At 68.8% G+C, this 24,625-nt stretch carries 24 protein-coding genes; 8 read left to right on the top strand and 16 right to left on the bottom strand.

Going from position 1 to position 24,625, the window contains the following annotated elements; all coding sequences use genetic code 11:
- Positions 1-44: 44 nt before the first annotated feature.
- From Q5H94_RS07705 to Q5H94_RS07685, 5 genes are all read right to left on the bottom strand, one after another.
- Positions 45-1,265, bottom strand: coding sequence for an alpha/beta fold hydrolase (locus tag Q5H94_RS07705; RefSeq protein ID WP_304560674.1), 1,221 nt, complete (start codon positions 1,263-1,265; stop codon positions 45-47).
- Positions 1,266-1,364: 99 nt separating this feature from the next.
- A complete protein-coding gene (locus tag Q5H94_RS07700) occupies positions 1,365-2,150 on the bottom strand; it encodes an SDR family NAD(P)-dependent oxidoreductase (protein WP_304560673.1) in 786 nt (261 codons plus the stop codon).
- Positions 2,147-2,578 (bottom strand): carboxymuconolactone decarboxylase family protein, encoded by a 432-nt coding sequence (locus Q5H94_RS07695; protein WP_304560672.1) that lies wholly within the window; start codon positions 2,576-2,578, stop codon positions 2,147-2,149. The genes Q5H94_RS07700 and Q5H94_RS07695 overlap by 4 nt, the downstream gene beginning before the upstream one ends.
- On the bottom strand, positions 2,575-3,399 hold the full coding sequence (locus Q5H94_RS07690; RefSeq protein ID WP_304560671.1) for an NAD(P)-dependent oxidoreductase: 825 nt from the start codon (positions 3,397-3,399) through the stop codon (positions 2,575-2,577). Before Q5H94_RS07690 ends, Q5H94_RS07695 begins: the two co-directional genes overlap by 4 nt.
- Positions 3,400-3,469: 70 nt before the next feature.
- Complete coding sequence (locus Q5H94_RS07685; RefSeq protein ID WP_304560670.1) at positions 3,470-4,078, bottom strand: TetR/AcrR family transcriptional regulator; 609 nt, start codon at positions 4,076-4,078, stop codon at positions 3,470-3,472.
- A 113-nt stretch (positions 4,079-4,191) separates the two neighbouring features.
- Between Q5H94_RS07685 and Q5H94_RS07680 the strand changes: the two genes are divergently transcribed.
- From Q5H94_RS07680 to Q5H94_RS07665, 4 genes are all read left to right on the top strand, one after another.
- Positions 4,192-4,947, top strand: a complete 756-nt coding sequence (locus Q5H94_RS07680; protein ID WP_304560669.1) for an SDR family NAD(P)-dependent oxidoreductase — start codon at positions 4,192-4,194, stop codon at positions 4,945-4,947.
- 144 nt (positions 4,948-5,091) lie between these two features.
- Positions 5,092-6,201, top strand: coding sequence for an amidohydrolase family protein (locus Q5H94_RS07675; RefSeq protein ID WP_304560668.1), 1,110 nt, complete (start codon positions 5,092-5,094; stop codon positions 6,199-6,201).
- A 310-nt stretch (positions 6,202-6,511) separates the two neighbouring features.
- A complete protein-coding gene (locus tag Q5H94_RS07670; RefSeq protein WP_304560667.1) occupies positions 6,512-8,800 on the top strand; it encodes a TonB-dependent receptor in 2,289 nt (762 codons plus the stop codon).
- A gap of 208 nt (positions 8,801-9,008) precedes the next feature.
- The gene (locus Q5H94_RS07665; RefSeq protein WP_304560666.1) at positions 9,009-9,734 is read left to right on the top strand and encodes a FadR/GntR family transcriptional regulator; all 726 of its coding nucleotides are present in this window, start codon (positions 9,009-9,011) and stop codon (positions 9,732-9,734) included.
- A gap of 11 nt (positions 9,735-9,745) precedes the next feature.
- Here the strand turns inward: Q5H94_RS07665 and Q5H94_RS07660 are convergent, their stop codons facing one another.
- From Q5H94_RS07660 to Q5H94_RS07625, 8 genes are all read right to left on the bottom strand, one after another.
- Complete coding sequence (locus tag Q5H94_RS07660) at positions 9,746-10,525, bottom strand: enoyl-CoA hydratase/isomerase family protein (protein ID WP_304560665.1); 780 nt, start codon at positions 10,523-10,525, stop codon at positions 9,746-9,748.
- Positions 10,522-12,084, bottom strand: coding sequence for an AMP-binding protein (locus Q5H94_RS07655; RefSeq protein WP_304560664.1), 1,563 nt, complete (start codon positions 12,082-12,084; stop codon positions 10,522-10,524). The genes Q5H94_RS07660 and Q5H94_RS07655 overlap by 4 nt, the downstream gene beginning before the upstream one ends.
- Positions 12,085-12,175: 91 nt before the next feature.
- Positions 12,176-14,500, bottom strand: coding sequence for a xanthine dehydrogenase family protein molybdopterin-binding subunit (locus Q5H94_RS07650; protein WP_304560663.1), 2,325 nt, complete (start codon positions 14,498-14,500; stop codon positions 12,176-12,178).
- Positions 14,497-14,970 carry a (2Fe-2S)-binding protein gene (locus Q5H94_RS07645; protein ID WP_304560662.1) on the bottom strand — a complete coding sequence of 158 codons (474 nt, stop codon included), beginning with the start codon at positions 14,968-14,970 and terminating at the stop codon, positions 14,497-14,499. The genes Q5H94_RS07650 and Q5H94_RS07645 overlap by 4 nt, the downstream gene beginning before the upstream one ends.
- A complete protein-coding gene (locus Q5H94_RS07640) occupies positions 14,967-15,836 on the bottom strand; it encodes an FAD binding domain-containing protein (protein ID WP_304560661.1) in 870 nt (289 codons plus the stop codon). The genes Q5H94_RS07645 and Q5H94_RS07640 overlap by 4 nt, the downstream gene beginning before the upstream one ends.
- On the bottom strand, positions 15,833-16,552 hold the full coding sequence (locus Q5H94_RS07635) for a CoxG family protein (RefSeq protein ID WP_304560660.1): 720 nt from the start codon (positions 16,550-16,552) through the stop codon (positions 15,833-15,835). Before Q5H94_RS07635 ends, Q5H94_RS07640 begins: the two co-directional genes overlap by 4 nt.
- A 71-nt stretch (positions 16,553-16,623) precedes the next feature.
- A complete protein-coding gene (locus tag Q5H94_RS07630) occupies positions 16,624-17,403 on the bottom strand; it encodes an enoyl-CoA hydratase/isomerase family protein (protein WP_304560659.1) in 780 nt (259 codons plus the stop codon).
- 10 nt (positions 17,404-17,413) lie between these two features.
- Positions 17,414-18,163, bottom strand: coding sequence for an enoyl-CoA hydratase/isomerase family protein (locus tag Q5H94_RS07625; protein WP_304560658.1), 750 nt, complete (start codon positions 18,161-18,163; stop codon positions 17,414-17,416).
- A gap of 174 nt (positions 18,164-18,337) precedes the next feature.
- Here Q5H94_RS07625 and Q5H94_RS07620 point away from each other — a divergent pair, with 174 nt between their 5' ends.
- Genes Q5H94_RS07620 through Q5H94_RS07605 form a run of 4 tightly spaced genes read left to right on the top strand, consistent with a single transcriptional unit; the run spans position 18,338 to position 21,628 of the window.
- The gene (locus Q5H94_RS07620) at positions 18,338-19,090 is read left to right on the top strand and encodes an SDR family NAD(P)-dependent oxidoreductase (RefSeq protein WP_304560657.1); all 753 of its coding nucleotides are present in this window, start codon (positions 18,338-18,340) and stop codon (positions 19,088-19,090) included.
- A gap of 23 nt (positions 19,091-19,113) precedes the next feature.
- On the top strand, positions 19,114-19,443 hold the full coding sequence (locus tag Q5H94_RS07615; RefSeq protein ID WP_304560656.1) for a DUF4286 family protein: 330 nt from the start codon (positions 19,114-19,116) through the stop codon (positions 19,441-19,443).
- Positions 19,440-20,498, top strand: coding sequence for a DUF7065 domain-containing protein (locus tag Q5H94_RS07610; protein WP_304560655.1), 1,059 nt, complete (start codon positions 19,440-19,442; stop codon positions 20,496-20,498). The genes Q5H94_RS07615 and Q5H94_RS07610 overlap by 4 nt, the downstream gene beginning before the upstream one ends.
- Positions 20,495-21,628: a phosphotransferase family protein gene (locus tag Q5H94_RS07605; protein WP_304560654.1), complete on the top strand. Its 1,134-nt coding sequence runs from the start codon at positions 20,495-20,497 to the stop codon at positions 21,626-21,628. The genes Q5H94_RS07610 and Q5H94_RS07605 overlap by 4 nt, the downstream gene beginning before the upstream one ends.
- Here Q5H94_RS07605 and Q5H94_RS07600 read toward each other — a convergent pair.
- From Q5H94_RS07600 to Q5H94_RS07590, 3 genes are read right to left on the bottom strand one after another with little or no spacing between them, the layout of a single operon-like run.
- On the bottom strand, positions 21,625-22,623 hold the full coding sequence (locus Q5H94_RS07600; protein WP_304560653.1) for a zinc-dependent alcohol dehydrogenase family protein: 999 nt from the start codon (positions 22,621-22,623) through the stop codon (positions 21,625-21,627). The two genes, Q5H94_RS07605 and Q5H94_RS07600, sit on opposite strands and share 4 nt — an antisense overlap.
- Positions 22,620-23,375, bottom strand: coding sequence for an SDR family NAD(P)-dependent oxidoreductase (locus Q5H94_RS07595; RefSeq protein WP_304560652.1), 756 nt, complete (start codon positions 23,373-23,375; stop codon positions 22,620-22,622). The genes Q5H94_RS07600 and Q5H94_RS07595 overlap by 4 nt, the downstream gene beginning before the upstream one ends.
- Positions 23,372-24,595, bottom strand: a complete 1,224-nt coding sequence (locus Q5H94_RS07590; RefSeq protein WP_304560651.1) for a cytochrome P450 — start codon at positions 24,593-24,595, stop codon at positions 23,372-23,374. Before Q5H94_RS07590 ends, Q5H94_RS07595 begins: the two co-directional genes overlap by 4 nt.
- Positions 24,596-24,625 lie beyond the last annotated feature (30 nt).

Here is a 24,625-nt window from a genome sequence, read left to right as displayed (position 1 = left end):
TCTCAGCCACAAGGCAAACTTAGTAATAGAAGTGCGGCAAACGTCTAGCTGAAATGCAGGCGGCGGTATTTTCCGCGGAAAAACAGCAGGGGGTCGCGGCGCGGTTCGAAGCGCACGCGGCTGACGCGGCCGACGAGGATGACGTGGTCGCCGGCCTCGTACAGCGCCTCCTGCGCACATTCGAAGCTCGCCAGCGACGAGCTGACGATCGGCACGCCGGTATCCCACGTTTCCCAGTCGGTGGCGGCGAAACGGTCCTCGCCGCGGCTGGCGAAGCGGCCGGACACAGGTTGCTGGCCGTTGTGCAGCACATTGACGGCGAAGTGCGGCGCGGCGCGGAACGCGGGCAGGCTGCCGGCATTGTTGGCGAGGCAGACGAGCAGCAGCGGCGGATCGAGCGACACCGAGGTGAAGGAATTGGCGGTCAGGCCGACGGGCTTGCCCTCCGGGTCGAGCGTCGTCACCACCGTCACCCCGGTCGCGAAACAGCCGAGCGCGTCGCGCAGCGTGCGCGGGTCCGATCCGGCGCGGAATTCCGGCGGCACGCGGGGCACGCGGCGCTCCAGGAAATCGAGCAGCACCGCGTTGAAGGCATCGGCCTGGTCGGTGGCGACGAGGTGCCCGGCATCGGCGATCTCGACGCTTTCCACGTCGCGGATGCGGTCGGCGAGTTCCTGCACCGCCTCGGGGCTCGACAGCGGGCTGCGTTCGCCGCGCACCAGCAGCGTCGGGACCGCGACGCGCGCCGCCGCCTCGGTCAGCCGCGGTGCGGCCGCCGCCGTGTCGAATCCGTCGAGGATGCGCGGATCCCAATCGCGCGCGCCGCTATCGGCGGCGCGGCGCAGGCGCTGGGCCATATCCTCGCTGCCGGCGCTCGCCATGTGCGGCGGCGCGTCGATCAGCACGAGGCCGGTAGCGAGATGCTCGCCGCCTTCGCCGAGCACCGCCGTCGCGATCCAGCCGCCGAGCGACGCGGCGACGATCACCGGCCGCGAACCGAGTTCGGCGAGCACGGCGCGCAGATCGCCGGCATAGGCATCGAGATCGTAGCGCCCGTCGTCGGCACGGTCGCTGTCGCCGTGGCCGCGCAGATCGAGCGCGATCACGTACCGGCCGGTCGCGGCGAGCGCGGGCGCCGCCGCCGCCCATGCCGCGCGGGTCTGCCCCGCGCCGGGCAGCAGCAGCACGATCGGATCGTCGGCGGAACCATAGGCCTCCGCCGCCAGCCCGACCCCACCGAAACCCGAATACTGAAGGCGTGTCATCGCGTTTCTCTCCAAGGCCGCCGCACGCATCGACTCGGCAGAGACGGCGCGTGCGGTTTCCCTAGAAGCGCACGCGCGGATCGGGAAGCCCGCGCCGCATCACGGCAACCGGCTGCGCAGATACGCCTCGGGATCGGCGCCGCGCTTGCGCATCTCGATCAATGCCTGATCGTCGCTGACGACGAAGAAGCGATCCGCCTCGACCGCGTCGAGCAGGGTTTGCGCCGCCTCCTCGGGCTCCAGCATCGCGAATTGGTCGCCAGGGCCCTTCGGCGCGATGCCGGGGGTCCAGCTGCGGATCGTCTTGCCGATGCCGGTGCGCACCGGGCCGGGGCAGAAGCACGTCACGCCAATCCCCTGCGGGATCAGATAGAGCGCGAGGCCCTCGGACACCGCCACCAGCGCCGCCTTGCTCGCCACGTACGGCAGCCGGTCCCACGCATAGGGGAACAGCCCGGCGAAGGAGGCGGTGTTGACGATATGCCCGCGTCCGCGCGCGACCATGCCCGGCAGCAGCCGGTGCGTGGCGCGCACCGCCGAGAGCAGGTTGAGGTTGAGGATGCGCCCCCATTCCTCGGGCGGGATGTCCTCCGGCTTGCCGGTGGCGAGCACGCCGACATTGTTCATCAGCAGATCGATCTGCCCGAACGCCGCCTCGGCATCGGCGGCGAGCCGGTCGAAGGCATCGGCCGCGCTGATGTCGGCCGGCAGCGTGATGGCGGTGCCGCCCGCCGCGGCGATCTCGGCGGCGAGGCTGTCGAGCCCGGCCGCGTCGATATCGACCAGCGCGACCTTCGCGCCGCGCGCCGCCATCAGCCGCGCGCTCGCCCGGCCGATGCCGCTCGCCGCGCCGGTGACGAGCGCGTTCGCTCCCGCCAGCTTCATGCGCCGGGCTTCACCGGCAGCGTCATCTGCACGGTGCCGCCTTCCTTCTGGATGCGCTCCCATTGTTCGCGCACGGTCTGTTCGAGGATCGAGGCCTTGGGCCAGCCCGAATAGACCGCGAAGTGCAGCACGAACTCCATCATCTCCTCATAGGTCACGTCGCCGCTCTTCATCGCGGCATAGACGTGCGCCATGATCGGCACGGCGGTGTCGGCGGCACCGACGCAGGCGAGCGTGATGAAGCGCCGCGTGCGCATGTCGAGGCCGGGGCGCGACCACATCTCGGCAAAGACGAAATTGGCGATGCCGGCCTGGCGATAGGCGCTGTCGGGCGGCGGGGCGGGCGACGTCATCGTATATTCGAACCAGTCGCGGCCATATTGCTCGCGTTCGGCCGGGGTCATCTGGCGTTCGGGGGCGTCGGTCATGCAGGCTCTCCTGGTGCGGGGGATGAGGCGAGGCGAAGGAAGGCGCGGCCGTCGCCGGCGATGGCGGGCGCGGACGCCCCGGCACCGGCGACCAGCCGCTCGAACAGCGCGAGATCCTTGGCGAGCAGCCGCGCGCCATTCTCGAAGGCGGCGAGCGAGGGCAGGCTCGCGCGCAGTTCGTAGGCGTAGCTGCGTCCGCTGCTCGCAGCGATGACGCGGGCGAGCGCGGCGGTATCGAGGCCGAGCGCGGCCCCGGCGGCCTGCGCCTCGTGCGCGAGCATCAGTTGCGCGGTCAGCAGCGCGTTGTTGACGATCTTGGCGGCCTGGCCCGCGCCGACCGCGCCAAGCCGCTCGATCAGCGTCGCGAAGCTCTCGAACACCGGGCGCACCGCGTCGCACGCCGCCTGCGGGCCCCCCAGCATCACCGCCATCGTTCCGGCGCGCGCCACCGCCGCGCCGCCGCTGACGGGCGCATCGATGACGGTCACGCCGCCGCCCGCCGCGCGCGCGGCGATCGCGCGACAGGTTTCGGGGCTGACGGTCGAGAGGATGGCGATGGTCGCGCCCGCGCGCATCGCGGGGAGTGCCGTGTCGCACACCGCGATCACGCCGGCATCGTCGACCACGCAGATGCAGAGGATATCGACGGCGGCGGCGAGCGCCGGCAGCGACTCGGCGATACTTGCCTGGCCAGGGAAGTCCGCGAGCGTTTCGGGCCGTCTCGCCCACAGGTGCAGCGGGTGCCCTGCGGCGGCGATCCGCGCCGCGATCGGTGCGCCCTGATTGCCCAGTCCGACGAATCCGATTTTCGGACCGGCCATGTCCTGCTGCTCCACTCCATCGCGGCGCTTGTCGGCCGTTACGCGACGAGTACGAGACCCGGCCCCCAAGTCAAGCGCGGCTTACTTTGCCCCGCATCGAGCCGTCGAGTACATCCTGCAGCGCGCGTTCCAGCCATTGCCGCGCGCCGGGATCCATCGCGCCGGCGAACGGCGCGAGCGGCAGCAGCCGGCGATAGGTGAAGAATCCCGCGCACAGCGCCAGGATTTCGGCCGCGCGCACGTCGCCGTCGGTGCCGCCGAGCCAGGCCCCCAGCGGCCCCAGCACATGCTGCTTCATCAGCCGCATCGAGATCGCCTGCGCGACGGGATCGGACGTCGCGTGGATCACCATCGGCAGCGGATCGGGCGTGTCCTCGCTGTCGTCGGTCAGGTGATCGACGATGCGCCCGGCAAGGCCCTCCCACAGATAGCCGTCCTGCATCGGCAGTTCGGCGAGAACGGCTTCGAGTGCGATTTCGAAGAGCTGCTCCTTCGATCCGAAATAGCGGATGACGAGGGCCTGGTTGACGTCGGCGGCGGCGGCGATGTCGCTGATCCGCGCCTGCGTATAGTCGCGCGCCGCGAACACCCTGCGCGCCGCCGCGAGGATGCGGGCGCGCGTCATCACCGCGTCGCGGCGGCGCACCGGCAATGGTGAATTCGGTTCAGCGGCCGGCATGAATGTAACTAGCGGTTGACATAAGGTCGGCTCGACGGGAGGATCGTGTCTGTTGAGCTATGCCGGATGGTGCCGTCAAGAGCGCGATCCGTCAGCGGAGGAGAGGATTTTCCATGAGTGGTTTTAAAGGCAAGGTCGCGATCGTCACCGGCGGCGCGCAGGGTATGGGCCGCGAATATGTGCGGTTGCTGGCGGAGGCCGGGGCGAGCGTCGTCATCGCCGACGTCAACGAAAGCGTGGCGGCGGCGACCATCGAAGAGATCGGTGCGGGCGACCGCGTCGTTTTCCAGCACACCGACGTCGGATCGGTCGAGGCCTGCAATGCCTGCGCCAAGGTGGCCGTCGATCGCTTCGGCGGCATCGACTATCTCGTCAACAATGCCGGGCTGCTGAGCGCGGCGGCGCACCGGTCGCTCGTCCAGGTCGATCTCGACATCTATCACAACGTGCTCGGCGTGATGAGCCACGGGATGCTCTACATGGTGCGCGCGGTGGTGCCGGCGATGGTCGCGCGCGGCGGCGGCGCGATCGTCAACACCTCGTCGATCGGCGCGTACCAGACGGCGGGCCTCTATTCGCTCGCCAAGCTGTTCGTGAACGGCCTGACCGTGAACCTCGCGCAGGAACTGGCGGAGCAGAACATCCGCGTCAACGCGATCGCGCCGGGCACGGTCGCGACCGAGGGGATGCAGCCGTTGATGAGCGTCGAGCAGATGGCGGCCTGGGGCAAGATGGGCGGCCGCCCGACCGACCGCGTCGCGCATCCGGCCGAGATCGCGCGCGCCGGGCTGTTCCTGTTGTCCGACGCGGCAAGCTATGTCCGCGGCCAGATCATCGCGGTCGACGACGGTCAGCAGGTGCGCGTCTGACGCGCCTTCGGCAAACCCTATTGCAGGCTGCCGCATAAATAGGTATCTAAATAGCAAGCTTGCTCGTGATCCCTGGGTTTAGACGGCAGGCGGTGGTATGGATGGCGCCGCTGTGGCGGCAGCCTGCGAAGAGGAGAGATGATCGTGAAGCCGTTCATTTTCAGCGCCGACAGTCATGTGCGCGAGCCCAACAGTCTTTTCGTCGATGCGCTGCCCGAGTCGCTGCGCCGGCACGCGGTTCGCGTCGTCAAGGAAGACGACACGATGATCACGCGGACGGAGGACAAGGTGATCTTCCGCCTGCGGCTCGCCAAGAACCCCGATTTCGGCGGTACGACGCGGCTCGGCATCTACGATCTCGACGGCCGCCTGGTCGATATGGACAAGGACGGCATCGATGCCGAGATCGCCTTCCCCAGCCTCGGCCTGTGGCTCTACGCGATCGACGATCCCGAGGCCGAGCTGGCCCAGTGCGAGATCTACAACAACTGGAACAACGACTATTTCAGCGGCCGGCTCGATCGCTTCGTGCGGTGCGGCGTGCTGCCGGTGCGCGATCTCGCCAACACCCAGCGCGAGCTGAAGCGCATCGCCGCGATCGGCTTCACCGCCGCCATGCTGCCGTCGATCACGGCGCCGGGCATCCCCAAATATAACGATCCCGCCTGGGATCCGGTGTTCCACCTCGCCGGCGAACTCGGCATCGTGCTTGTGCTGCACACCGGCACCGGCGCGGAGACGGTGACGGGCGAAAAGGGTCCGGGCGCTGCCGTCATCAACTATTCCAGCCAGATGTCGGACGGCGTCGCGGCGATCATGTACATGGTCTCGGGCGGCGTGCTCGATCGCAACCCCAAGGCGCAGGTCGCGGTGATCGAATGCGGCGCGAGCTGGCTGGCGGCCATCGCCGAGCGCATGGACGAGGTCTATGTCGCGCACGACATCTTCGTGCGCCCCAAGCTCTCGATGATGCCGTCGGAGATCATCAAGCGCCAGGTGACGGTCTCGTTCCAGCATGACCGCGCCTGCATCATGTCGCGGTCGGTCACGGGCACGCGCGCGCTGATGTTCGCGTCCGACTATCCGCACGCGGAGGGCACGTTCCCGCACACGCAGGACGTGATCGGCAAGCTGTTCGACGGCATCGACATCAGCGAGGACGACAAGCTCGATATCCTCGGCCGCAACGCCGCGCGGCTGTTCCGCTTCGACCATGCGTTGATCGCACCGACCAAGGTGCCGGTCGCCGCGTAACCCGGGCCATTCCCGCGGATCGTAAAAGGCCTCGGAGCGACCGCTCCGGGGCCTTTTCGCTGTCCCGAAATTACGGCCGAAGCGGTATCTGATTACAAAGCGGCGAGTCGCCGGCGGCGGTGTTTTGACGCGATCTTCACGCACAGCCCCTCGGCAAAACCGAAAATTGCTGGTTCATGAAGATTGTGTCATGTTTGCAACAGATCGCTAAATATCTACCAACAGGTATCTAATTCTCTTGGCCCCGCCCAAGTTGGGCGCTTAAGGCACCGCCGCGGCTCGACCCAGAGGCCGGTTACGGAGGATGTAAATGAAGCGCATGAATTCCACGCTGACGGTCGCGTTCCGCGCCGGACTGTTCGCCAGCGTAGCGATCATGACCGCAACGCCGTTCGCGGCCGCCGCGCAGACCGCGCCGGCACCGGCCGAACAACCGGCCGACAGCGGCCTCGCCGACATCATCGTCACCGCGCGCAAGACCGCGGAAAACCAGCAGAACGTTCCGGTCGCGATCACCGCCTTTTCCGCCGCCACGCTGGAGGCGCAGAACGCGACGCGCGTAACCGACGTTGCGCGCACCACGCCGAGCCTCACGGTGCGCGACTCGGCATCGTCGCCGGGCGGGCCCACCTTCACGCTGCGCGGCCAGGTGCAGACCGACATTCTCGCGACGCTCGATCCGTCGGTCGGCGCCTATGTCGACGGCCTGTACTGGGCGCGCGCCTACGGCCTCAACAGCGATCTGCTCGACGTCAGCAGCATCCAGGTACTGAAGGGCCCGCAGGGGACGCTGTTCGGCCGCAACACCACCGGCGGCGCGCTGCTCGTCGAAACCGCCGATCCCAAGCTCAATGCATTCTCGGGCATGGCACAGGCGACGTACGGCCGCTTCAACGAAGTGACCGGGACTGCGGTCGTCAACGTGCCGATCGGCGACAAGGCCGCGTTCCGTGGCGCTTTCCAGGTCAACAAGCGCGATCCCTACACGCGCGACATCGCCAACGGCCGGCGCTATGACGAGAAGAACAGCTGGACCGGGCGGGCCAAGCTGCTGATCGCCCCGAACGACAGCTTCACCGCCGTGCTGTCGTATGAGCATTATGATCTCGACGTCGCGAACACGAGCCGCCGGCTCTATTGGGTTCAGCCTGGCAGCCCTGCCGCGACCACGGCCGGATCGCTCGCGACCGCCAACGCCTATATCGCCAGCATCGCGAACGCACCCAACGCCACCGCGATGGATACCGATCCGCGCGTCAAGAACACGAGCAACACCTATTTGCTGACGCTGACGCAGGACACCAATTTCGGCGCGATCAAGCTGACCTCCGGCTATCGCACCGTCGATGCGGATACGACGCTCGATCTCGACGGGTCGCCCTATCCGATCCACGCCACCACCGGCACGCAGTCGCTTCATCAGTTTTCGAGCGAGCTGCAGGTGACGGGCAAGGTGTTCGAGGACCGGCTCGATTTCGCGGCCGGCGCGCTGTACTTCGACGAAGGCGGCTTCGACAAGTCGTCGTCGGTGACGATCCCGCAGGCGAATCCGCGCACCACGTTGTTCCGCGGCGACATCTTCAACTACAGCCTCGGCGGCTATACCCAGGCGGGCTTCCACATCACCGACCGGCTGACGCTGACGGCGGGCGTGCGCTATTCCTTCGATTCGAAGGGCCTGACGATCAACAACACCACGCTGACCCGCGCGACCGGCGTCGTCGGGTGCCAGATCCCCGGTCTGATCGCGCCCAACTGCCAATTGTCGCGCAAGGACGGTTTCGGCGGCTGGTCGTACATCGCGGGCATCGACTACAAGATCACGCCCGACGTGCTGATCTACGCCAAGACCAGCCGCGGCTTCCGGTCGGGCGGGCAGAACCTGCGCGCCAGCGGATCGGCGGCGTTCGTCCCGTTCGCACCCGAAATCGCCTATGCGCACGAAGCGGGCCTGAAGAGCGAGTTCTTCGGCAAGCGCCTGCGCTTCAACCTCGCGGGCTATTACACGCTGGTGCAGGACATTCAGCGCACCACGCTGACCAATGTCGCGCCCGGCATCACCGCATCGATCCTTTCCAACGCCGGCAAGGCGCGCTTCTACGGCGTCGAGGCGGAGGTGACGGCGAAACTGTTCGACGGTTTCACGCTGGGCGCGACCGGCACGATCACGCGGCCGAAATATCTGCAATATGCCGATCTTTCGGGCGATCGCCGGCAGGAGCGGTTCGACAGCGTCTCGCGTGAGCAGTTCAGCCTGTCGGGCGACTACGACCATATGGTCGGCTCGGCGCGGCTGCGCGTGCATACCGACTATTCGTGGCAGAGCGCGCAGCCGCTCAACAATTACAACAGCCCGGCCGACCCGAACAATGCGATCATCGTCGCCGGTACGACCGGTCCGGCGACGGGCGTGCTGAGCGCGCGCGCGTCGCTTGCCTTCAATGACGGTGCCTATGAAGTCGCGGTGTTCGGCCGCAACATCACCGACGACCGTTCGGTGATCGGTGCGCTCTACGTGCCCGGCCTTTCCTATGTCTCGCAGACGATCCGCGAGCCGGCGACCTACGGCGTGACGGCGACGATCCGGTTCGGCCAATAACCCCGCGGCAGGATCGGCGGCGCGTTACATGCCGCTGGTTTTGTAACGCCGGTCTTGCCAAGCGATTGCCCGATTGCGATGACCTGAGACGTGCCGCCGGACCTCGGCGGCGCGTCTCATGGTTGTCGATGACAACGGAAAGCATGTCGCAATGATCAATCGGCGTCCCTTCGAAAGCTCCGCCGGCCCCGGCCCCGGGAGCAAGTCGATGGTTGCACAGACCGTGGCCGCGCTCACCAGGATGAGCCTGGCGGCGGACGACGGCGACCATATCGGTGCCGAGGCGGATCTGCTCGATCTGCTCGGCGTCAGCCGCCCGACGCTGCGTCAGGCGGCGAAGGTGGTCGAGAATGATCGCCTGATCGAGGTGCGGCGTGGCGCGGGCGGCGGTTTCTATGCCGCACGGCCGAACGCGCGCGACGCGATCCAGGCGCCCGCGCTCTGGCTGAAGCTGCAATCGGCGACGCTCGAGCAGATGCACGCGGCAAGCCGCCTTATTTTCCCGCATGCCGCGGCGAGCGCCGCCGCATGCCGGGAAGCCGACCTGATCGCGGAACTGCGCGCCTTGCGGGACGAGCTCGAAACGCGGCGTCCCGGCGAGAAGCGCGCCAACGAAACGGTCGAGACCGAGGTGCGGCTCAACGAACTGATCGGCCGGATGACCGGCGATCCGGTGATGCAGCTCTTCATGGCGATCAGCTATTCGTTCGGATTGCTCGACAGGAGCCGCAACCTGTACGGCGGCGAAATCGCCCGGCGGTTGCTGTGGCTCGAACTGCAGCGGCGGCTGTGCGACTCGATCCTGGCCGGCGATGTCGATCTTGCGCGGCAGGTCGGGTTCGAGCGCGGCGAGACCGTAACGGCGTGGATATCCGGCGCACGCAGCGGGATCGAAGCGCGTACCGGCAAGGTCGTTCACCTGCGGCCGGGCTGACCGCGGCGCAGCTACGCAGTCTTGCCCGCGCCGTCCGCGAACGCGCGGAAGCTCGCCGTCGTCTCGTCGCTCTGGACGATATGGGTGTGCCGCGCACCTTCGATGTCGATATAGTCGCGCAGGCCCTGCACGCGCTCGACCGAGAGGAAATTCGCCTTCATCGCAGCCAGCGCGAGGCGCGAGCGGCCCGCCAGCTCCTGCGCCAGCCGCGCCGTCTCCGCGTGTAGCGCTGCGGGCGCGAAGATGCGCGTGACGAGGCCGTAGCCCCGCGCGTCTTCCGCCCCGAACTTCTCGGGGAAGAACATCAGCTCGCGCGCGCGCGCCGGGCCGACCGCCTGCACCAGGCTCCACGCCGTGCCCATGTCGCCCGCCACGCCGACCTTGAGGAAGGCGGTGGCGAACACCACACGGTCCGACGCGAAGCGGAAGTCGCACGCCGCCGCCCAGCCGAGCCCGGCACCCGCGCAGCTGCCGTCGATCGCGGCGATCGTCACCTGCGGCATTTCGTGCAGCAGCGTGGAGATGTGATAGAGCCGGGCGACGTGCGCGAAATCGGTCTTGCCCTTCACGCCGTCGGGGTAGGCCTTGATATCCGCGCCGACGCAGAAATGCTCACCCGCCCCGCGCAGCACGACGACGGTCGCGGTGGCATCGCGCGCAAGCTCCGACAGCGTCTCGAACAGCCGTTCGAGCATGTCGCCCGCCAGGCCGTTGCGGCGTTCCGGCCGGTTGAGCGTCACCGTCACCACGGCGCCGTCGCGCGCCGTCAGCACGGTGGGCTCGGCGCTCATTGCGCCGCCGGGCTCGCGGCGGTGATGATCTGGTTGGGGCCATCGCCCCAATAGGTCTTGCGCAGCTCGCGCTTGAGCAGCTTGCCGGTCGGCAGGCGCGGCAGCTCGGCGACGAAGTCCACGCTCTTGGGGCATTTGAACTTCGACAGCCGCGCGCGGCAATAGTCGAGGATCTCCTGGGCCAGCGCCTCGCTTTCGACATGGCCCGCCTTGAGCTCGACCACTGCCTTCACCGCCTCGCCGAAATCCTTGTCGGGCACGCCGATCACCGCCACGTCGCGGATCGCGGGGTGGAGCGTCAGCACCGCCTCGGCTTCCTGCGGGTAGATGTTGACCCCGCCGGAGATGATCATGTTGCTCGAACGGTCGGCAAGGAAGAGATAGCCGTCGGCATCCATCCAGCCCATGTCGCCCGGCCGCGACCAGCCGCGATCATCGAAGAAGGCCGCGGTCTTGGCGGGTTCCTTGTGATAGTCGAAGATTTCCGGGTTCTCGAACATCAGATGGCCGACTTCGCCCGCCGGAAGCTCCTTGCCGTCATCGTCGACGACGTGGATCGGCCCCGTCACCGAACGGCCGACCGTGCCCTTGTGCGCCAGCCATTCGTCGGGGCGCACGATGGTGAACCCGCCGCCTTCGCTGAGGCCGTAATATTCGTAGATCACCGGCCCGAACCAGTCGAACATCGCCTCCTTGACGTCGACCGGGCAGGGGGCGGCGGCGTGGACCACCATCTTCAGCGTCGACACGTCGTATTTCGCGCGTACCTCGGGCGGGAGCTGGAGCATCCGCACGAAATGGGTCGGCACGAACTGCGCGTGCGTGATGCGGTAGCGTTCGATATGCGCGAGCGTCGCCTCGGCATCGAACTTGCGCGGCACGATCGCGGTGCCGCCGAGCACCTGCGCGCCCATCGACCAGCCCATCGGCGCGGCGTGATAGAGCGGGGCGGGCGAATAGAACACGCTCTGGTCGTCGAAGGTGAACAGCCCCGCCATCATCTGCTCGATACGCAGCAGGGTGTTGAACGGATCGCCCGACAGCGCGCGCAATATGCCCTTGGGCTGGCCGGTCGTGCCCGAGGAATAGAACATGTAATTGCCCTCGGTCTCGATGCCAAAGGGCTCGGCCGGTTCGGCGGCGATCACCGCATCCAGGCTCTCGAACCGGCCGAACGGCGCGCCCGATGTCAGCAGCAGCTTGAGATCGGGCACCAGCTCGGCGAGATCGTTCGCCAGATCGGCCAGCCCCGGCGAGACGATCAGCGCCTCGGCATCGCTGTTGGTGAGGATATAGGCGGCCTCGTCGCGGCTGAGGTGCCAGTTGACCGGCACGAAGCGTAAGCCCGCGCGCCGGCACGCCCAGGCGGCGGGATAGACGGCGGTGACATTCTCCATCAGCAGCGCCACGCGCGCGCCCTCACCGAGGGAGCGGCGCAACACCCGCGCGAGCCGCATCGAATCCCCGTTGAGGCGTTCGAAATCGATCGACTCGCCGCTTTCGGCGGCGATCACCGCGGGCTTGCCGGGCGTGGTACGTGCGTATGTGAGGATCGACACCTGCTCGCTCTCCTTTGCGGCGGTCGCGAATCGCCGATGGGCCGCAACCTGCCTAACCTAGATAGCTATCTCTGTTGTGTAGATCGTTTCGTCAATCGCGTGTGCCGATCTCCGCCAGCACGCGCGGCGGCGACAGCGGCAACGTCAGGCAATCGGCACCGAACGGTGCGAGCGCATCGGCGATCGCGTTGACCAATGTCGGCGGCCCGACGATCGCGCCGCCTTCGCCAACGCCCTTGAACCCGCCCTCGCTCGCGGACGGCGTGGCGATGTGGAGAAACTCCAGCTCGGGCACGTCGTGCGCGGTCGGGATGAGGTAATCCTTGAAGGTGACGGCGGTTGGGTTGCCCCGCGCGTCGTAGCTGATCTGTTCGTAGAGCACGCCGCCGATCCCCTGCACCACGCCGCCCGCGATCTGCCCTTCGACCACGGCGGGATTGATCATCGGCCCGCAATCCTCGCACGTCACCCAGCGCAGGATCTTCACCATGCCAGTCTCGACATCGACCTCCACCGTGCAGGCGTGCGCGGCGTTCGAATAGACGACGGGCGGCGGGCGGTAGCGATGCCGCGCCTCCAGCCCCGCCTCCATCCCCTCGGGCAGGCGCTCGGTCTGGTAATAGGCGATCTCGGCGATCTCCTTCACCGTCGTCGTCATCTCCGCGACGCCCGCGACCAGCACCTTGCCGCCCGCCAGGCTGATCGTGTCGGGGCTGGCGTTGAGCACGTGCGCGGCGATCGCGCGGATCTTGTCGGCGAGCTTGCCCGACGCGATCAGCGTCGCGCCGCCGCCCGACACCGCCTGACGGCTGCCGCCCGCGCCGGGGCCGAAGCCGCCGCGCGAGCTGTCGTCCTCCATGACGCTGACATCCTCGATATCGACGCCGAGCGTATCGGCGACGAGCTGCGCCATCGTCGTCTCGGTGCCGTGGCCCTGGCTGTGCGTGCTGACGGTGAGCGTCACCTTGCCGGTCGGCTCGATGCGGATGTCGGCGACGTCGCTCGACAGGATGCCGCCAAACGCCATCGTCGTCGGCTCGACATAGACCGCGAAGCCGAGCCCGAGATAGCGGCCCGCCGCGCGCGCCGCCGCCTGTTCGGCGCGGAAGGCCGGCGTGTCGAGATGCGCGACGAGCTTGTCGAGCGTCTCGCGCGGGGTGACGCGGTCGATCACGAAGCCGGTCAGCATCGTGTGCGGCTGATCGGCGGCGGTGATGAGGTTGCGGCGGCGCAGCTCGACCGCGTCGATGCCGATCTGGCGCGCGGCCTTCTCGAGCAAGGTCTCGCGCGCCAGCGATTCCATCGCCCACGGCCCGCGATACGCCGCCTGCCCGGCAGTGTTGCTGTAGAAACCCTGCGCGCGGAATTTGTAGCGCGGCAGTTTGTACGGCCCCGGAAACATCACCATCGCCAGCGAATTGGGATCGGCGCCGTGCGGATAGGCGCCGAGGTTGCAGCGATAGTCGATATCGGCGGCGAGCAGCGTCGCATCGGCATCGAAGGCGAGGCGCACCGTCACGTCCTGCTCGCGCGCCTGGTTGGAGGCGGTGAGATTCTCCAGCCGGTCCTCGATCCACTTGACCGGGCGGCCGATCAGCAGCGCGGCGGCGACGATCGCCACCTCCTCGCGCCACGGCTGCACCTTCAGCCCGAACGCGCCGCCGACATCCTTGGCGATGACGCGGAAGTGCAGGTCGGGCATCGCGAAGGCGAGGTCCATGTAGCGCGCGACCATGTGCGGGCTCTGGCACGAGGCGTGGATCAGCATCTCGCCCGACCCTTGCAGCGCGGCGACGATACCGCGTGTCTCCATCGGCACATGCGCCTGGCGCTGGTGCGTGATCGTGCCGGTGACGACATGCGCGGCCCCTGCGAAGACCGCCTCCAGCCCCGGATCTTCGGGCGTGGCGATCATCAGCGCGACGTTGGTGTCGAGATCGGGATGGACGATAGCGCCCGTCGCGGCATCGTCGATCGTCACCACCGCGTCGGCATCGTCATACTCGACCACGACCAGCGCCGCGCCGTCCTCCGCGACGTAACGGTCGTCGGCGAGGACGATCGCGACCGGATCGCCGACATGGCGCACGTCCTCCTTCGCCAGCGGCCAGATATCGGGGAATTTCGATTCGGCGCTGCCGTACAGGCCGGTCAGCTTCGCCGGATGGCGATCGAGATCGGCGGCGGTGTAGACCGCGCGCACGCCGGGCAGCGCGCGCGCCGCCTCCACATCGATCGCGACGATGCGGCCGCGCGCGATGGGGCTGCGCACGAACATGCCGTGGACCATGCCCGCCATCGTCACGTCGTCGACATAGGCGCCGTGCCCGGTCAGCAGGCGGCGGTCCTCCTTGCGGGGCACGCGCTCCCCGGTGAAGCGCGCGGCGGCGAGCGGTACGTCGGCGGGCGCGTTCATGCCTGCACCTCCCCGCCGAGCCGCTTCGCGACCTTCAGCATCCCCTGATAGCCGGTGCAGCGGCACAGATGGCCCGACAGCGCATCCTTGATCTCCTCCGCATCGGGGCTGCGGCCCTGCGTGATAGCGGCGAGCGTCATCACGACGCCGGGCGTGCAGAAGCCGCATTGCAGGCCGTATTCGTCCTTCATCGCCTGTTGCACGCGGTGGAGCGTGCCGTCCGGCGCGGCGAGGCTCTCGGCGGTGGCGACGGTGGCCCCGTCGGCCTGTACCGCGAGCATCAGGCACGATCTGACCGCGACGCCGTCGACGATGACGGTACAGGCGCCGCATACGCCGTGTTCGCAGCCGACATGGACGCCGGTGCAGCCCGCCGTTCCGCGCAGGAAATCGGCGAGCGTGTGGCGCGCCTCGACCTGCGCGGAAATGCTCTGGCCGTTGACGATGGTTTCGATGGCGTGGCTGCTCATGCCGCTTTCCTCTGGCCGATCGCATCGCCGACGATGCGTTCGAAGATGCGCGCGCCGACGGTGCGGCGATAGGCGGCGTCGGCGTGGATATCGCTCATCGGATCGGTATCCTCGATCGCCAGCCGCGCGATTCCGGCAAGGTCCACCGTCGCCGCTGGCTGGCCGATCAGCGCGGCTTCGGCGCGCGCGCTCTTCATCGGCGTCGGCCCCATGCCGAACCAGCCGATGCCGGCGCGGGTGAACACGCCGCCCTCCACCGCGAACGCCGCGACCAGCCCGACCAGCGCGAAATCGCCGGGGCGGCGCGCGACCTCGTGGACGATATGGATCGTATCCTCGGGCCAGTCGGGGAAGATCGCCGCGGTGATCATCTCGTCCATGTCGAGCGCGGTCGTATAGGGGCCGAGGAAATAGTCCTCGATCGCGATCTCGCGCGTGGCCGACGGCGAGCGCGCCTCGATCCGCGCGCCGAGCGCGAGCGCGGTGGCGGGATATTCCGCCGCCGGTTCGGCGAGGCCGAGCGAGCCGCCGATCGTGCCGCGATTGCGCGTCTGGTGATGCCCGACGAAGCCGGTCGCCCTCGCCAGCGCGGGCACGTGCCGCGCGACGAGCGGATCGTGCAGGATCGTGTTCTGCCGCGTCGTCGCGCCGATCCGCGTCGCGCCGCCGCTGCGCGCGATACCGGCGAGCCCGTCGATGCGGTTGATGTCGATCAGCACCCCCGGCATCGCCATGCGCAGCGCGAGCAGCGGCACCAGCGTCTGCCCGCCCGCCAGCAGCGCGGCATCGCCGGCATGATCGGCCAGCGCCTCGACCGCGCCCTCCACGCTGTCGGCGACGACATAGTCGAACGGCGCGGCCTTCATCGCGAAGCCTTGCCGAAGGCGAAACCCGCGCCCGCGACGACGACGAAGGCGAGGCCGATGGCAAGGCCCGGCCATGCCCCCGCGCTCTCCCAGCCCGCCGCCTGCCGGCCGAGCACGAAGCCGATCAGCGCGGCGCACAGGGCGGCGATGCCCCAGGCGAGCGCGGGTGCGCCGGCCGATGCGGGCGGTGGCGGTGGCGGGGCTGCAATGGCTGCGGCGACCGGCGCAGCGGCGGGCGCGGGCTCCGCTGCGGCGGCGGGTTCGGCCGGCGCGGGCCTGGCCTCGGCCATCACCGCCGCCAGCTTCTTGAAGAACTGCCCGGCCATCTGCTTGGCGGTGGCATCGATCAGCGCGCCGCCGAGCTGGGCGAGCTTGCCGCCGACCTGCGCGCTGACCTCATAGTCGAGCCACGTCGCGCCCGGCCCGTCGTCGCTCAGCCGCACCGTCGCGCCGCCCTTGGCGAAGCCCGCCGCGCCGCCGGAGCCTTCGCCGGATATGCGGTAGCCATTGGGCGGATCGAGATCGCTCAAGGTAACTTCCCCGGCGAATTTCGCGCCGATCGGGCCGATCTTGACGGCGGCGGTCGCCGTCATCCTGTCGTCGCCGGTTTTTTCGAGCGTCTGGCAGCCGGGGATGCAGCGTTTGAGGATCTCGGGATCGTTGAGCGCCGCCCACACCGCGGCGCGGGGCGCTTCGATCCTTTGCCGGCCGGTCATCTCCATTGCCTGTCCTCCCTCGGGCGGCACCGATGTAAACACTCGATTACCTGCGCTTTGATTAGCAGCCTTCAGCCGTTTGTCGCTCCCAAATTCGCCTGTTCCGCCCGGCGCAGGCGAATCCGCTCGATAAAGCCGTCGCGTTCGCGTGCGAGCAGCCGGTCGGCATCGGTCTCGCCGCGATTGCCCTCGAACATCGCCTTGGTGATGCGCACCGCGTCGCGATCGAACCCGGCGATCCGCGTGGCCGTGGCCAGCGCCTCGGCGTGAAGATCGGCGTCCGCGACGACGCGCGCGATCAGGCCGATCCGCGCCGCCTCGTGCGCGTCGATCGTCGCCGCGTTCAGGCACAGGTCGAGCGCGCGGCCATAGCCGATCAGCTGCGGCAGCAGCGCCGTCGCGCCGAGTTCGGGCATCGTGCCGAGCTTCACGAACGGAAAGGAATAGGTCGAGGATGCGCCGCCGATCCGCAGGTCGAACGGCAGGATCTGCGTCACGCCCGCGCCGATCGCCGGGCCCTGGATCGCGGCGACGACGGGCTTCGAACGGGCGATGAGCGTAAGCCAGTTGTCGCCCTCCGCCATCGACAGCGTCGCCATGTTGGGGCGCTTGCCCGTCGCCGGGTCGCGCGGTTCGGGCGGGGCCTTCAGGTCGACACCGGCGCAGAACACCGGGCCGGTCGCGGCGATCAGGATCGCGCCGATCGCCGCATCGGCGTTGGCGCGTTCGATCGCGGCGTGGATCGCGCGGTACATGCCCGCGTCCCACGCATTGCGGCGGTGCGGGCGGTCGTAGGTGACGACCGCGACTGGTCCTTCGACCGCGTAGACGATGTAATGTTCGCTGCTCACCCCCAGCCGTTCACCGCTGCCCGAAGGTCGATCCGACGCGCTCGGCGAAATCGGGGGCGATGCCGGGGCCGCGATAGCTTTCGTGCGCCAGGCCCTGCGCCAGCGCTATGTCCTGCGTCTCGATCTGCAGGCGCTTGTTGCCGCGGTGGCTGTGCCAGGAGAGGGCGGCGATATCCTTGGCCAGCGCCGCCAGCTCGGCCTCGAACACGTCGTCGGCGACGCAGAGATTGGCGAGGCCGATACGCTCCGCCGTGCGCCCGTCGACCTGCCGCGCGGTGAACATCATCTCGCGCGCCTTGAACGTGCCGACGCGGCGCGGCAGCCGCTGGCTCATGCCCCAGCCGGGGACGAGGCCCCATTTGGCATGCGTGTCTGCGAAGCGCGCCGATTCGGCGGCGAGGATGATGTCGGCCCCCAGCACCAGCTCCAGCCCGCCGGTGAAGCACGGGCCGTGGACGGCGGCGATCACCGGCTGCGGCAGGTGCGCGAGCCGCTCGATCGTGCGCGCCTGGAAATTCTTCTTTGGCGCACGCTGCTGCTTGCCGAGATCGGCGCCTGCCGAAAAGACCGGGCCGTTGGCGCGCAGCACGACGACGCCGACCGAATCGGTTTCCGCCTCCAGCGCGGCGAGATGCGCGTCGAGCGCGACGAAGACGTCGACGTTGAGCGCGTTGCGCTTGTCGGGGCGGTTGAGCGTCAGCGTCGCGACGCCCTCGGCATCGGCGCGCAGGACGAGCGGCTCGGGCGGTGTTTCGGTCATAGTCTCTCCTCGAACCGGATCGGTGCCTTGCCGCCGGACTATCGACGCGCCGCGGACTCGTCCAGCGGTGCGATTCAGTTGACACGGTGTTTGCTAACTGCGAACTCTCGGATACCGGAGCTGCCGTAGCGCAGCCCGCCGAGAGGATAGCGGAATGCGCAGAGTCGCAAGGCCATGACCGACTATGACGTGCCCGCCTGGCTCGCCGGCGAGACCGCCATCGTCACCGGCGCGGGCGCGGGCATCGGCCGTGCGACCGCGGTGCTGCTCGCCCGGGCCGGCGCGTTCGTCGTCGCCGCCGACCGTGACCTTGCCGCTGCCGAGGCGACCGTGGCGGCGATGGGCGCAGGGCAGGCGCTCGCCCTCGACGTGGCCGATGCCGATGCGGTGCGCGCGGCGATCGCGGCGGTGCATGATGCCCGCGGGCGGATCGACATCCTCGTCAACAATGCCGGCGTCTATCCGATGGTGGCGCTCGACCAGCTCGACGCGGCGACCTGGACGCGCACGCTCGGCATCAATCTGCTCGGCGCGAGCGCGGCGATGCAGGCCGCCGCCGCAGTGATGACGGCGGGTGCGCGAATCGTGAACATCTCGTCCATCGATTCGCTGCGGCCGTCGGCGCCGGGGCTCGGCCATTACGGCGCGTCGAAGGCCGCGCTCAACGCGCTCACCCGCTCCGCCGCGGTCGAGCTGGGGCCGCGCGGCATCCGCGTCAACGCGCTGCTGCCCGGGGTGATCGCGACCGAGGGCACCAGCGGGTCGCCGCCCGAATACCGCCAGCCGTTCATCGACCGCGCGCCGGCGCGGCGGCTCGGCGCGCCCGACGACATCGCCCGCGCGGTGCTGTTCCTCGCCGGGCCGCTGGCGGCGTTCGTCCACGGCCAGCAACTGGTCGCCGACGGCGGCCTCACGATCAACGGATGATGCTCTTTCGAAAGGGACCGAACATGGCCGAATACAAGTTCGTCGTCTTCTCCAAACCCGCCGAGGGCCGCGAGGATGAATACAACCGCTGGTACGACGAACGGCACGTGCCGGACGTGGTCGCCATCCCCGGCTTCACCGGCGCGAAACGCTACCGCCGCGTCCCCGCCGAGGGCGAGCAACCCGCCTGGAACTACCTCGCCATCTATGACATCGAAAGCGACGACGTGAGTGCGGCGATGGCCGCCCTGATGACGCGCGCGGGCACCGACGCCATGCCGATCAGCGAAGCGCTGGGCGGCGCGGAAACGCATCTGTTCGAAGCCATCCCGGCCGTGGAGACCGTATCATGAGCACCGTCACCCTAGACCGTGTCGATCTCGCCAACGGCGTCGATCCCAACCGCGAATATGCGCTGCGCACCGAGCCGCCCGCTGACAAGTTCCGCTTTGCCGAGAACTACATGCTCGCAGTCTACGATCCCGTGCTCGATCTCGGCATGTGGCTGCACCTCGGCACCTGCCCCGACGATTTCGCGCAGTGGGAGGAGCAGGTGCTGATGACGCTGCCGGGCGACGGCGGCTTCCTCTGGACACGCGCCTATAGCCGCCCGACACCCGACCAGAAGCCCGGCGGGCCCAACATGCGATGGGACGTGATCGCCCCGTTCGAACGGCTGCGCGTCACCTTCGACGGCATCGGCATCCGCACGCCTTACGCCGAAATGATGGCGGGTCGCGTGCGCGACGCGAAGCAGGAGCTGTTCGCGATCGATCTTTATGTCGAGGCGTTGGCGCCCGCGTGGGACAATCACGTCTCGGCGGCGAGCGGCGGTGCGCGCGGCAGCATGGCCGAGCAGAGCTGGGCGAGCGAACATTACCAGCAGACTTTCCGCGCAACCGGCACGGTCCGCATTGATGGCAAGGATCTCGCTTTCAACGGTACGGGCGTGCGCGATCATTCGCGGGGGCAGCGCGGGCACAAGCCCTGGGCGTTCGGCGGGCACAATCTGTGGTCCGCGCCGTTCGCCAGCGGCAAGGCGTTCGGCATGCAGCGGATGTGGACGCCCGATTTCCAGGGCACGCTCAACGTCGGCTTCGTCTATGTCGACGGCCAGTTCCACCATACCGATCTGATCACGCCGCCGGGCTATCTGGAGCATGTCGCGCTGTCGGGCGATCCGCTCGAGCTGGTGATGCGCTCGCCGCTCGGCGAGCATCGTATCACCGGCGTGCTGAAAAAGACGATCTTTTGCACCTTCGGCGATCCGTGGGGCTATCATTTCGGCGCGGACCTGAGCGAGCCGCGCGGGCTGTTCGTGCCGGGCTTCGCCGAATTCACCTGGGACGGCGAGGTGAGCTACGGTCTCGCCGAGCGCTCCGGGCGGATCGGGAAACTCCCGGCGTGAGCTCGGCGGTTCGCGAGAAGCACGATCTCGGCGTGCCGACCAAGGTCCACACGCGCGACCCGGAGGCGCTGAAGCCGGTGCTGGCCGAGTTGCTCGCCGCCGAGTTTCCCGAGCGGGCGGCGCTCACCGTCACGCGCGCCGATGCGCCGACCGGGGCGGGCGTCAACAACGAGACGCTGCTGCTCGATCTCGCCTGGCGCGGGGGGGAGGGCGGCGCGGTGCTGCGCATCGACAGCGCCGACACGTTGTTCCCGCAGCCCGCGTTCGACACGCATATCGCGCTCTACCAGCTCGTCGCCGAGCTGACCGACGTGCCGGTGCCGCGCGCCTTCGGGCTGCATACCGATCCCGCGCTGTTCGGGCGGCCGTTCTTCTTCATGGACCGCATCAAGGGCAGGGTGCCGAGCGACCAGCCGCCCTTCCATACCGAAGGCTGGGTGTACGATCTCGACACGGCGGCGCGCGCATCGATGTGGCGGCAGGCGGTGGCGGCGATGGCGAAGCTGCACGCGCTGCCGCTCGACCGGCTGACGATGCTGGAGCGCCCGGCGCTCGGCCGGTCGGGCGTCGAGCAGCAGTTCGTCTACAAGCTCGGCTATATGGAATGGGCACTGGACGGCGATCGCCATCCGGTGCTGGAGGCGGCGGCCGACTGGCTGCGCGCGAACCTGCCCGCCGACGCCGGCACCGGCTTCGCCTGGGGCGATGCAAGGCCGCAGAACCTGATGTTCGACGACGGCCAGCTGGTCGCCCTGCTCGACTGGGACATGGCTTCGCTGGGCGGCGCGGAGATGGATTTCGCGTGGTGGACGATCATGGACCTGTCGGTGACGCACGCGCGCGGCGTGCCGCGCCTGTCGGGCTGGGGATCGCCCGCCGATACGATGGCGCTGTGGGAGCAGCTTTCGGGGCGCAAACTGCGCGACATGCGCTGGCACTTCGCCTTCGCCGCCTTCCGCGCGGGCGTGATCGTGATGCGGCTGGCGAAGATGCTCGACGCGCGCGGACATCTGCCGGCGCAGTCGATGGACTGGAAGGACAACAATATCGGCATCCAGTATCTCGCGTCGATGCTCGATCTGCCGCCGATGAGCGCGGACAGCAGGCCGTGGCCGGGGCCCGCCGCCTAGTCGATCGCGATGCCGATCTTGCCGAAGAACGCGCCCGTCTCCAGCGCGCGCAGCGCATCGGCGAGGCGGTCGAGCGGCCAGACGCGATCGACGACCGGGCGGATGCGGTTCGCGGTGATCGCGCGCAGCATCGCCTCCACCGCGTCGCGGCTGCCGACGGTGACGGGCACGACCGGCACGCCGATCTCCGCTCCCCAGGAGAAGCCGCCGTCGAGCATTCCGATCGCCGCGATCGCGCCGCCCGGCGCAAGCGATGTGGCGGAGGCTTCGAGCGATCCCGTGCCGACCACGTCGACCACCAGATCGGCACCGCGCCCCGCCACCCGACGCGCTTCGCCTGCCCAGTCGGGCGTCGTCCGGTAATTGACGAGGTAATCCGCGCCGAGCGCGCGTGCCCGCGCCAGCTTCGCGTCGGACGAGGAGGTGACGATCACCTCCGCGCCCGCGGCCTTGGCGAACTGCAGCGCGGCGATCGAGACGCCCCCGGTGCCCTGCACCAGCACGAGGTCGCCGGGCCGCACGGCGCGTGCGAGGGTGATCGCGCTCCACGCCGTGATGCCGGCGCACGGCAGCGTCGCCGCTTCGAGATCGCCGATCGTATCGGGCAGGAGTACGAGGTTCTCCGCGTCGAACGCCGCGTGGCTGCGCGCGACGCCGTCCACGCTACCGCCGAGATGGCTGCGTCCCATGTTCTCCGCCCCGCCCGAGAGCCACCCTTGCGCGAAGATCGGCGACACGCGCGACCCCACGCGCACGTGCGTGACGCCTGCGCCGACCGCCACGACCTCGCCCGCGCCGCACGACAGCGGCACATAGTCCGGTTCCTTCGTCATGCCCGGCAATGCGCCGCGCACCCCGATCAGGTCGCGGTAATTGAGGCTGGCGGCGCGCAGCCGCACCACCGCCTCGCCGGCCTGCGGCTTGGGGATCGGGCTCTCCTCGATACGAAGCGCCTCGATCCCGCCGCCCCCTTTGGCGATAATCCGTATGCTCATCCCGCCGTCACCCCACCGTCGGCCGTCAGGATCGCGCCCTGCACCGCGCTGGCGGCGGGCGAGGCGACGAAGGCGATCAGCGCCGCCACCTCGGACGCCTGCGTCGCGGGGCGCTGGCCCGAATAGCGCAGCACCTTGGCCATATCGATCCCCTCGGGCATGGTGTTGCCCTCGCCGATCTCGGTCGCCATCGTGCCGGGGCAGACGGCGTTGATGCGAATGGGCGCATCCATATATTCCATCGCCAAGCTCTTCGTCATCTGGACGACGGCGCCCTTCGAGGCTGCATAAGGTACGATATAAGGGCAGCCCATCAGCCCGGCCTGCGACGCGACGTTGACGATGTTGCCGCGCGTTTCGATCAGATGCGGGATCGCCGCCTGACAGAACCAGAAGGGGGCTGCGGCGTTGACCGCCATCACGCGGGCATATTCGGCCTCGGGCACGTCGGTCGCATGGTTGAAGCGCACGATCGCGGCGACGTTGCAGAGCACGTCGAGCCGGCCATAGGCGGCGACCGCGGCCTCTACCGCGGCGATGCACTGCGCGCGCTCGGCGATGTCGGCGGTGAAGGTCTCGACGGTGAACCCCTGCGCGGTCAGCTCCGCCTTCGTCGTCGCGAGCCGATCGCCGAGGATATCGACGAGGAACAGCGCCGCGCCCTCCGCCGCAAGCGCCTCGCCGACCGCGCGGCCGAGCCCGCGCGCGCCGCCGGTGATGAGCGCGACGCGGCGCACGTCCGTGCCGGTCATGCGGCGTCCCAGGTCAGCGGCAGATGGTTGACGCCCCACACGCCGTCGGTGTGCCACCGCACGGTCTCGCCCTCAGGCACGCGGATGTGGATGAAACGGCTCAGCCATTCCTCCAGCACGACCTTGATCTCGCGCTTGGCCAAATGGATGCCGAGGCAATTATGCACCCCGGTCGCGAGCGTCAGGTTGCGGCCCTTCCGCGCCGGGTCGATGCGGTGCGGATCGGCATAGGCGGCGGGGTCGCGGCTGGCGAGATAGGTCGGCACCAGAATCCAGTCGCCCGCCTTCAGCGTCACGCCGTGGAAATCCATGTCGCGCGTGACGGTGCGGCGTGTGCCCGTCACGCCGAAGGCGCGCAGCAGATCGTCGACCGCACCCGGAATCTGCGCCGGATCCGCTCGCAACCGCGCCTGCAGCGCCTGATCGTCGGCGAGATGCCGGAAATACCAGCCGAGGCTCGACATCACCGTGTCGAGCCCGCCGAGATAGAGTACCATCAACATGCCCATGATCTCGCCAGTGTCGAGCGGGCGACCGTCGATCTTCGCGGTCAGGATCGCGGTGACGAGGTCGTCGCGCGGATCGCTGCGCCGCGCTTCGGCATAGTCTTCGAGATAGTCCTTGATCGCGCGCGCCGCACCCACCCGCTCGGCCATGGTGGGCGCGCGCATGAAGGCGTCCTCCCAGGCGAGGAACTGCGGCAGCATTTCGCGCGGCAGCCCCATCAGCGCGAGGAAGATGTAGGAGGGGAAGAGACTCGCGAAATCCTCGATGAATTCGCAGCGGCCCTTCGCCTCGACGGCGTCGAGCAACTCGCGCGCGACCGACCGTACCATCGGCTCCAGCGTGTTGATCGCGCTCGGCTGGAACCACGGCTGCAGGATCTGGCGATAGGCACGGTGCGCAGGCGGATCGATCTCGAGCGGGTTGAGCCGCCAATCGACGCCGAGCAACTGGCTGGCGTCGTTCGAATCGCCGCTCATGAAGCGATCGGCGTCCATGAACACTTCCTCGATCAGCGCGTAGCGCGTCGGCACCCAGGCTGGTTGCCCGCGCGATCCGCCGCGCGCCCAGATCAGCTCGGGCCCGTCGTGCAGGCGGGAGATCGCGACGAACGGATCGTCGAGCTCGCGCGCGAAGGCATCGATATCGTGTTCCCAAACCAGTTTGGGTGGCACATGCGCGGGCACGTCCGCTTCGATCGACAGGTTGGTCGCCATTGCCCTCTCCTCGCTGCGCGCCGGGCGACT

This window comes from Sphingomonas immobilis, from assembly GCF_030580995.1.
Lineage (GTDB): Bacteria > Pseudomonadota > Alphaproteobacteria > Sphingomonadales > Sphingomonadaceae > Sphingomonas > Sphingomonas immobilis.
The sequence above is the reverse complement of the archived record's forward strand: the minus strand, read 5'-3'. Positions and strand labels throughout refer to the sequence as shown.